Annotated in this window: 9 protein-coding genes; 5 read left to right on the top strand and 4 right to left on the bottom strand. The window is 58.7% G+C overall.

The genetic code is table 11. The features are described 5' to 3' along the window. Positions 1-305: 305 nt before the first annotated feature. Positions 306-1,277, top strand: a complete 972-nt coding sequence (locus tag IH881_19560) for an NnrS family protein (protein ID MCH7869899.1) — start codon at positions 306-308, stop codon at positions 1,275-1,277. 9 nt (positions 1,278-1,286) lie between these two features. Further along, positions 1,287-1,466, top strand: coding sequence for an NnrS family protein (locus tag IH881_19555; GenBank protein ID MCH7869898.1), 180 nt, complete (start codon positions 1,287-1,289; stop codon positions 1,464-1,466). A gap of 85 nt (positions 1,467-1,551) precedes the next feature. Here the strand turns inward: IH881_19555 and IH881_19550 are convergent, their stop codons facing one another. Together IH881_19550 and IH881_19545 are read right to left on the bottom strand one after the other, a co-directional pair. Continuing rightward, positions 1,552-2,208 carry a PhoU domain-containing protein gene (locus IH881_19550; GenBank protein MCH7869897.1) on the bottom strand — a complete coding sequence of 219 codons (657 nt, stop codon included), beginning with the start codon at positions 2,206-2,208 and terminating at the stop codon, positions 1,552-1,554. Between the two features lie 9 nt (positions 2,209-2,217). Continuing rightward, the gene (locus tag IH881_19545) at positions 2,218-3,315 is read right to left on the bottom strand and encodes a Na/Pi symporter (GenBank protein MCH7869896.1); all 1,098 of its coding nucleotides are present in this window, start codon (positions 3,313-3,315) and stop codon (positions 2,218-2,220) included. 310 nt (positions 3,316-3,625) lie between these two features. On the opposite strand from IH881_19545, the gene IH881_19540 reads away from it, so the two are divergent. From IH881_19540 to IH881_19530, 3 genes are all read left to right on the top strand, one after another. Beyond that, on the top strand, positions 3,626-4,978 hold the full coding sequence (locus tag IH881_19540) for a porin (protein ID MCH7869895.1): 1,353 nt from the start codon (positions 3,626-3,628) through the stop codon (positions 4,976-4,978). A 27-nt stretch (positions 4,979-5,005) separates the two neighbouring features. Continuing rightward, positions 5,006-5,554: a c-type cytochrome gene (locus tag IH881_19535; GenBank protein MCH7869894.1), complete on the top strand. Its 549-nt coding sequence runs from the start codon at positions 5,006-5,008 to the stop codon at positions 5,552-5,554. A gap of 592 nt (positions 5,555-6,146) precedes the next feature. Then, positions 6,147-6,359 (top strand): hypothetical protein, encoded by a 213-nt coding sequence (locus IH881_19530; protein ID MCH7869893.1) that lies wholly within the window; start codon positions 6,147-6,149, stop codon positions 6,357-6,359. 405 nt (positions 6,360-6,764) lie between these two features. Here IH881_19530 and IH881_19525 read toward each other — a convergent pair whose 3' ends face one another. Both IH881_19525 and IH881_19520 read right to left on the bottom strand, forming a co-directional pair. Beyond that, on the bottom strand, positions 6,765-7,652 hold the full coding sequence (locus IH881_19525) for a protein-L-isoaspartate O-methyltransferase (protein MCH7869892.1): 888 nt from the start codon (positions 7,650-7,652) through the stop codon (positions 6,765-6,767). A gap of 275 nt (positions 7,653-7,927) precedes the next feature. Continuing rightward, on the bottom strand, positions 7,928-8,119 hold a 192-nt coding region (locus IH881_19520; protein MCH7869891.1), incomplete at its 5' end, for a hypothetical protein.

Raw genomic sequence — 8,119 nt, 5'->3', positions numbered from 1 at the left:
GGTGCAGACGCCGGCGGGAGCGGTCGCTGGTCGCACAACGGCCATCCCCTTCGTCGACCCGAAGAAGCGAACGCCGCTCCAGTAGCCGAGCGCGACCGCCGTGGCAGGTCGCGTTTGCGCAGCGTTGCGACAAGCGCGAGAGGCAAACGGCGTTGCCGTTCCGCGATGGAAGCCCCGGGTCACGAGCGACATCGAAGGAAGACAGCACGGATCCGGACGCGAATGGGCCGAAGCGGCGGATGCGCATGGAGTCGCTTAGCAACAAGTGAGGGCGGCTGATGACTGAAGGGATGCCGGGAGTACGGATGAGTGCACCGTTCTGGTCTGTCGGATTTCGCTCCTTTTTCTGGCTCGGCGCCTTGAACGCTGTGGCTTCAATGGCGACATGGGTTGCGTTTCTATCGGGTATCGCGATCGGGTCCCAGGGCTGGCCGCCCCACAGCCTGCATGCACATGAGATGTTACACGGAACTGTGGTCCCTGCGATCGCGGGCTTTCTGCTCACCGCTGTCCCCAATTGGTGTGGCACGGCGCCGCTGCGAGGAGCGCCGATTGGAGGACTAGTCGCGCTGTGGCTGGTCGGCCGCGCGGCGCTCGCGTCGGCCAGCATCTTACCTCCAGAGGCCGTCGCACTACTCGACGGAGCCTTCCTTCCCGTTCTCGGAATGGTGGTCGGGGTTCCGATCTTGCGCTCCGGCAAGAGACGCAACCTTCCCATAGTCCTTGTTATCTTTGCCCTCGCGATTGCAAACGGAGCGATGCACGTCGGAATCATGCGGGCGGATGCGTCGCTGCTGCGCGCCGGTCTTTACGGGTCCGTGTATCTGGTCGTATTCTTGATCTTGGTAATCGCAGGACGCGTTGTTCCACTCTTTACCCGCAACGCATTGCGACGAAGCGGTCTCGACTTCGCAGTGCAAGGTGACCGACGGATTGGAGCGCTCGCACTCTGCGCGGCCGGTTTTGCCCTCGCTTTGGATCTGGCAATTCCGGGCAGCTCCGTTGGCGGATTTGCCGCTCTCGCGGCTGCTCCGCTTCTCGCGTTGCGCCAGGGACTCTGGAAACCTCGCTACACCTTGGGCCAACCGATGTTGTGGATCCTGCATGTCGGCCACGGGTGGATCGCGATAGGCTTCGCGTGTCACGGTGCCGCGGTGCTCACGCAAGTGCTCCCGGTATCGGCGGCGCTTCACTCCTTTACTGCGGGTGCGATGGGCTCGATGATCCTCGGCATGATGACGCGCGTTTCCTTAGGCCACTCGGGTCGCCCGGTATAAGCGAGCACCATCACGATCGCCTCTTTTGCGGCGGTTGTATTTGCCGCCCTCGTGCGCGTCTTCGGACCTGGCTTGATGCCGCTTCACGTCCTGCCCGTCTTCTTGGCAAGTGGAACCGCCTTCGCGGTGGGCTATCTCCTCTTCGCGATCGAATTCACACCCCTGCTCTGGCGCGCTCGGATCGACTAGTGCCGCACACTGATCTGGCGGAATCCTAAAATGCTAATAGCGCAGAGCGGCACGATGTTGGGTTGAGTTCTGGCACCAAGCGGGGTCAGGTGATGTCTTCGACACCATGCCGAATGCGGTCGAAGGGTTGGTTGACCGTCGAGACAATATTACTCAGATGCGAGCTGATTCTCCGAAGCATGGTTGCGCTGATGCCGTACACGAGAGCCATATCCGCTGTGAGGTCGCTTTTTGCGACTCGATCAATGTAGTGGTTGAGTTCGATTTTGAGTTCGCGGTGGGTAAGCATTAGCGCGCGTGCCATCTCGGCATCGCCCTCGCGAAAGGTTTCGTCGCATTGATCGAAGAGCGCACGCACGCGCATCGCGAGTGCACGTAAATCGTCCGCAAATGGGCCAACTCGGGGTCCTTTGGCTAGGGCAGCAATCTTGGGAAGACCGCGTGCAAAGTCTCCAATCCGCTCCGCCTCTTGCACAATGCTCGACAAAATCAAACTGGCAACGAGATCCTGCTTTGGACTGACGTTCAAGTGTTCGAGGATGCTGCGTCGAACCATTCGCTCTGCTTCGTCGATCTCATCATCCATACTCTCGAGATCCAGTTCCGTCTCACGATTGTCCAGCAGAACAGCGAGGGAGTGGTCGAGCATCCGACCGGCCTGCTGCAACATACCGGCGATGTCAAGGAATGCCCCCTCGATGAGCGTCGACGGCCGATCGAGACCAAAGAATTTCTTGAGCATATACACCTCCTAAAGAGTTCCGGTCAGTAACAACAGCAGGAGAGGCAGTCCATAGAAGAATACGACAATGTAAAGCACTGCCAGTAGGCGGTTTCTGCTGCCGAGCCTGCCCATGGCCTGTGCGAGGGCGAGTGGGATTGCGCGCACAGGCGGTGGAAGATAAATAATGAGGGACCCACTTGCATTAAATAGAAGATGCGAGAAAGCCACCGCTATTGAAGCCGTGCTGCCAGTGCTGAGAGAAGCCAGCATTGCTGTCACAGTCGTGCCGAGATTGGCCCCAATCGTATACGGGAAGAATTGCTTGAGGGTTATGATGCCGGCACCGATGAGGGGCACCATGAGAGACGTGGTGATGGAGCTGCTCTGTACCAAGACGGTTAATGCGAAACCAGCGAGGATGGCGGCGAAGCTGGATCGGAAGATGGTACCGTGAAGGATCCGCTCCGCACGATCGGTCATAAGCAGCTTCAGAAGATCGACGAGAAGTTTCATGCTGACGATCAGGACGGCGACCCCAATCGCGACCACCAGGGCACCCGATTCACCCGATAACTCTTTGATGTAGTTAGCGGTGGGACGCACGATTGCGCGCAGGGGATTGAAGAGCTTGGTTCCACCGGCCCCTTCAAGGGCTTCGGCGAGAAAACTGGACGTTCTCGCCAGAAAACCAGTGAGAATCTCTAGTGGAAGCAAAATCAAGACAGCCATCCAGTTGAAGAAGTCGTGAAGCGTGGCACCCGCGAAGGCCCGCTGGAACTCCACCCTTCGACTCACGTGACCGAGCGATACCAAGGTGTTGGTGACTGACGTTCCGATGTTTGCCCCCATGACGATGGGGATAGCGCCCTCGATCGTAAGGCCCCCTGCTGCCACGAGCGCGACAGTCATTGCAGTAGTTGTAGAGGAACTCTGTACCAGGGAAGTCGCCAGGATTCCGATAAATAGACCTACCAAAGGATTGGCGGTCCGTTCCAAAAGCATCTTCGCAAAGTCTTTACCGAAGAGCTTGAAGCCAACGCCCATCAGGTCGAGGCCGAGGAAGAACCCGTAGAGCAGCACCGCAATGCAGGCGAGCGCTAACAATAGTTGAGGTCGTTTGAGCATTACCCCGCCGAGGAAGTCGCCAAAAGAGTTGGTGCCTTACATCGTTCTTACGCTTGAAAGATATATTGTGAACTCGCAATAACCGTACCATCGAGCCGCCCCGTCGGTCTCATACTAGACAGCGCTTGGGCGCCGCCCACTTCCCCGCCGTGATATTCCACCGCACTTAACGAAAGGGCTGTGGCGCAGGGCCACACAAAGGGACGCAACGCCACAGTTGGGCCCATTTGCAGCAGCCTACAGCCTGCTCACGGTGGCACGCCGCTTGCTATTCCGGTTGGTGGAAGCTTGATTAGTTGAGGAGAGACTAATGAGGGCAGTATTTCGACGCGATGGCCAATTCATACGAATCGCCAATCGGCGAGCAGCGGCTAGAGCGCTAGTCCACGGTCCACCATTTACGACTCTTTGCGCCTCGATCATTGTTGCAGGCGTAGTCCTGGGATCGACCGCGCATGCGGCGGACCTCGAACAGATCGTCGAGGAGCAGGCATTGCGGATCGATCAACTCGAGACCACTCAGCGTCGCCTATATCAGCAACTCGTCGACACCGAGGATGCGCCGCCCGCCGTGAGTACTGCACCTGCGGACGAACCATCGCAACCAATCGATCGAGAGTACCTGGCAGAGTACGTAGACCAACGAATCGAGGACTTTGAAGGGTCTCCGGTTACGCGATTTCTGATCAGCGGCTACGGAACAGTCGGGCTCGTGGACGTTCAAGACGGCATGACTGCCTTCAGTACCAGGTTCAATCCGGGTTTTCACTTCCGAATGGCGGACAGCCTACACTTCGTTGCCGAACTCGAGATCGAACTGGAGGCCGAGGATGGTGAGCTCGAAACCCACATCGGTTTGGAGTTCGCTCAGGTCGACTATCTGCCGACCGACTGGCTGGTCGTAAGCGGAGGCAAGTTTCTGACTCCGTTCAACACGTTCGGCCCCCGTCTACACCCGACGTGGATCAACAAGCTTGCTTCGCCACCTCCAATCTACGGCAGTCACGGCAGCGGGGGGTTCATTCCCGTACTTGCCAACATCGGTGCCATGGCGTCCGGAGGTCGCGCATTGTGGAATGACGATGCCAAAGTCAATTACGCATTTTACGTGGGCAATGGTGTCACGGGAGAGGACCTCAGCGATCCGCCTGATGAGGACGAATTGCTCGACCTCGAATTTAACAACACAGCAGATCTTGACGACGGAGTGACCCTTGGTGGTCGCGTCGGCTTCCTCCCCATCGGAAATTTCGAGCTGGGCGTTTCCTACATGACAGGTGATCCCAGCAATGCTCGTTACCACCTGGTGGGTGTAGACGCTTGGTACCGCTTCAATGATCTCGAACTCCGAGGCGAGTTCGCGCATTTGGCACGCAAGGAGAGTGGTGTCGAGGCAGACGTGTCGGGCTACTGGCTCCAGGCGGCGTATCGGTTGCGCTCGCTGCTCCCCGGGTCCAACGGGTTTTCGGGAGTGTTCGGACGCCTCGAACCCGTGATCCGATGGGGTGAAATCGAGGGCTTCCCCGAGAAGAATCGAGAGCAGCTAGCGATCGGACTGAATTATTGGCTCTTCGAGTCGGCGCCGCTGAAGCTCACATACGAGATTAACGACGGAGCTCCCGACGACAATCGATTCATTCTCTCATTTGCCTACGGCTTCTAAATCTAAGGACGGCAGGAGGAACTCAAGATGATGCGTGCAACCTTTGCGATTCTCATGACTGGCCTTGTCTTTGGCGGAGCGTTGTCCACGATCTCGGCTCTAGCTGACGAAGAGCCCCAGAACTTTGCAAGAGGTGCAAGCCTCTACTCCAGCAACTGCAACCGCTGTCACAACGCCAGGGGTCCCGGGGAATACTCGGATCGGGAGTGGCCGCTGATCATCACACATATGAGGATGATCGCGGGTCTTCCGGGAGACCAGGCTCGCGCAATCGAGGCATTTTTGCGTGCCAGCAACAATCCTCCTGCGCTGGTTGCCCGGACACGTGCCCCTTCCCGGCAATCGGGCGAGGAATTGATTCAACGCTACGGATGTCGCGGATGCCACCGAATTGCGAGTCAAGGAGGCTCGATCGGTCCTTCCCTGGCCGGCATCTTTGATCGGCGCGAAGAAGCTTGGATAAGAAATCAGATCCTGCAACCTCGAGCACACAATCCGCGTACAGTGATGCCGGAGTTAGGGATAAGTGACGCCGATGCGCGTGCCATCGTCGAGGCTCTTCGCCGCATGAATTGAGGATTGCCCCGCCCTCAGCGTCCCCGCCGATTCCCCTGGCGACTACAGCACGGCAGCCGGAACCGGAGACTCGGCGGCGCGAAGGTGCCGTCCGACACGTGTCAACAACGCGGGTGTGGGGCTTGATGTGGGGCCGGAACATAATCACCGTCGCGACCGGGACACTACTGCGCGCTACCGGAGACCTACTGCCTCAACGGTTTCGAATAATGACTAAATATCACCCCTATTTCGCATGAATAATGGTGCGAAATTGAGTGAAGTTTTCGATCGGGTTCGCTGCGAATAGAATGTCGTGCTGAAGGCAATTTGCTCGAACACAATTTTGCGTCCTATGCGCCTGCGAGAGCCTTCCGATATTAACGGGGCACGGAAAGTACGTCGGCTACAGAACGCGCGCTGGCCCGCCTCTACGCGCGCCTGGATCGCGGCCTTCTCTATCGCAGAACTTCGTAGAACTCATCCGAGCTTCGCGATCTCGCGGGCGCTCCAATCCTGAACTGCCTTGGCTGTAGTGGGAGAATAGCGGGAAGTCCAGCGGCATAAGCAAAGTGTCTACGGAATCGGGGAAGTCCACACCGACATCCCGTCGATGAAAATGGTTCGCCTTCAGGGTGGCCACTCAATCGCTGTCTTCGACCCGGAAGAATGGCCCAAGGACGGAAGCGGTAGCAAAGCCCAGGAGAAAGTATTCAAGCTGATCTCGGAAGATCGAGTCCACTTCGTTGTTCCTGCGGACTACAGAAACGGGAGCCAGCTCGACATTACCGTCAAGGGCATTCTGGGAAGGATCGTGAACGGCTAGAGCGAGTTCGCCACCGTCCAGCAACCCAGCACCACGGCCTCTGGTATCGTCCGAGCCCAAGCGGGCCGTTCAACACTTGGCCAATGCACTTCTGGCTCTGGATTCGACCATAACCAAAGACGCCCGCGCCCGGGTATTCACGTCGCTGACAGTGGCGACGCAGGCTAGCCATCGCGCGCGATTGCCTCTACAAGTAGATCCCTCTTGTGCCGATAATCCGGCCTCTCATCCGCGTGCCACAAGCTGCCCACGGTCGCTGAGGCACCGAAGTTCACGGCCAGACTCTAACAGAGGCCGATTGGAACGCGCCGTGCAACGACCGCAACCAGAGCAGCAGATGGGCTTGTGCTCGGTATCGGTTGGAACGCTGGTGGGTGGGCGGTGCTGGTTGCACGGGTGGGAAAGTCAATGATGCGTCTGGCCGTTAGGTGAAGGTGACCGTTTCGACAGACAGAACGAAGCCGCATGTAGCCAACATTCGGGGTCCAGTGAATGGGGATCTCGCCGTAGGCTGGCGACCAGCCCCTCCTTCCGGGAGCCGAATGACGCCCTGAGTAGCTGTTCGCCTCGTTCGCTTCGAGCCCCTTTACAATGAAAGATGCCCACCGGCCCGACAAATCGGGCTGGCCAATGTGAATCGCTCCGCTCGACGAGCAGCATTTGGCCGAATCCAAGTTCCTCTTCAGGCAGTGAGACTGTGAGGGGAACCAGGAGTCGCCCGCGTTCACTGAGTCGGTCAAGCCAGCTCATGTCGAGATCCGTCGCGCCAGCATTGACGAAGATCGCGTCGAAAGGTCCATCACTGGATTCTGGTCCGGGAGCGCACCGAACTTCGATATTGGACCAGTCGGCAAGATTCCGGGCCGCTCGCTGGGCGAGGGTCGGATCGACCTCAAGTGCCAGGACGTAGCCTGCGCGAGAAACGGCCTGAGCGACAATCGCGGTGTAGTACCCGACGCCGGACCCGACGTGGAGAAACCGAGTCCCAGACCGGATTGCGAGCTGATCGAGCCAACGAGCAAGCGACGCGGGTTCGCCGTTGTTGAGAAGCCGCTCGGGATCGAGGGCAACTGTAACGAGATCGTAGAGATGAACCGGGTTGGCATCGGGAGTTTGTTCGTAGCCCTCCGATATATCCGCCGACCGCATGATTTGCCACGGGCCAGGACCTACGAAATCTTCACGTCGAACTGCGGCGAAGGCAGCGCGTAGAGCATCGGACTCTAGCGAGGCTGCGTTGGCAACGCGCTCCGCGAACTTGCGCCGAATCTCTTCCATCTCGCGATCGCTCACTTTCGATCCTCCGTCGCCCGACTCTCCATTAACAAGCCAACAGTGTAGTCATGATATCCCGCAACGCGGCACACGTATGACAGAATCGCTGGCTCGATGGTTGGGGAGGGTCGTTTGCACATGGCAGTGAGATGGTCCCGATGCGCTTCTGGCTCTGGTTTCGGCCGGAACCCGGAGCGCCCGTGCCTCTGATGTTCAAGACACGCGCGACGGCCGACGGGAGAAGACGGTGACGGCAATCAACAGGCCGGACCGGCCTCGTGCCGCAGTCGATTTCACCGCTCCAGCTTGTGCATCTGCTCGACCAGACGACTTCGCTCCGGGCCGGGTCGCGTTGTCGATAGCGCCCTGGCGATCTCGATGAAGCGCTCGCGGGCCGACCGGAACCCCGGGCTGTCGTAGAGGCTTCCGGCCCATTCTCGCTCGGCTTCTGACCAGAGCCTCAGGTACGGCTCGTGGATGTGCTC

It is taken from the genome of Myxococcales bacterium (genome assembly GCA_022563535.1).
GTDB lineage: Bacteria > Myxococcota_A > UBA9160 > UBA9160 > UBA4427 > DUBZ01.
The sequence above is the reverse complement of the archived record's forward strand: the minus strand, read 5'-3'. Positions and strand labels throughout refer to the sequence as shown.

Excerpts from the sequence above, each read along its gene's own strand:
- IH881_19560 (MCH7869899.1), top strand. The coding sequence starts at position 306 with ATGAGTGCACCGTTCTGGTCTGTCGGATTTCGCTCCTTTTTCTGGCTC.
- IH881_19550 (MCH7869897.1), bottom strand. The coding sequence starts at position 2,208 with ATGCTCAAGAAATTCTTTGGTCTCGATCGGCCGTCGACGCTCATCGAG.
- IH881_19545 (MCH7869896.1), bottom strand. The coding sequence starts at position 3,315 with ATGCTCAAACGACCTCAACTATTGTTAGCGCTCGCCTGCATTGCGGTG.
- IH881_19540 (MCH7869895.1), top strand. The coding sequence starts at position 3,626 with ATGAGGGCAGTATTTCGACGCGATGGCCAATTCATACGAATCGCCAAT.
- IH881_19535 (MCH7869894.1), top strand. The coding sequence starts at position 5,006 with ATGATGCGTGCAACCTTTGCGATTCTCATGACTGGCCTTGTCTTTGGC.
- IH881_19530 (MCH7869893.1), top strand. The coding sequence starts at position 6,147 with ATGAAAATGGTTCGCCTTCAGGGTGGCCACTCAATCGCTGTCTTCGAC.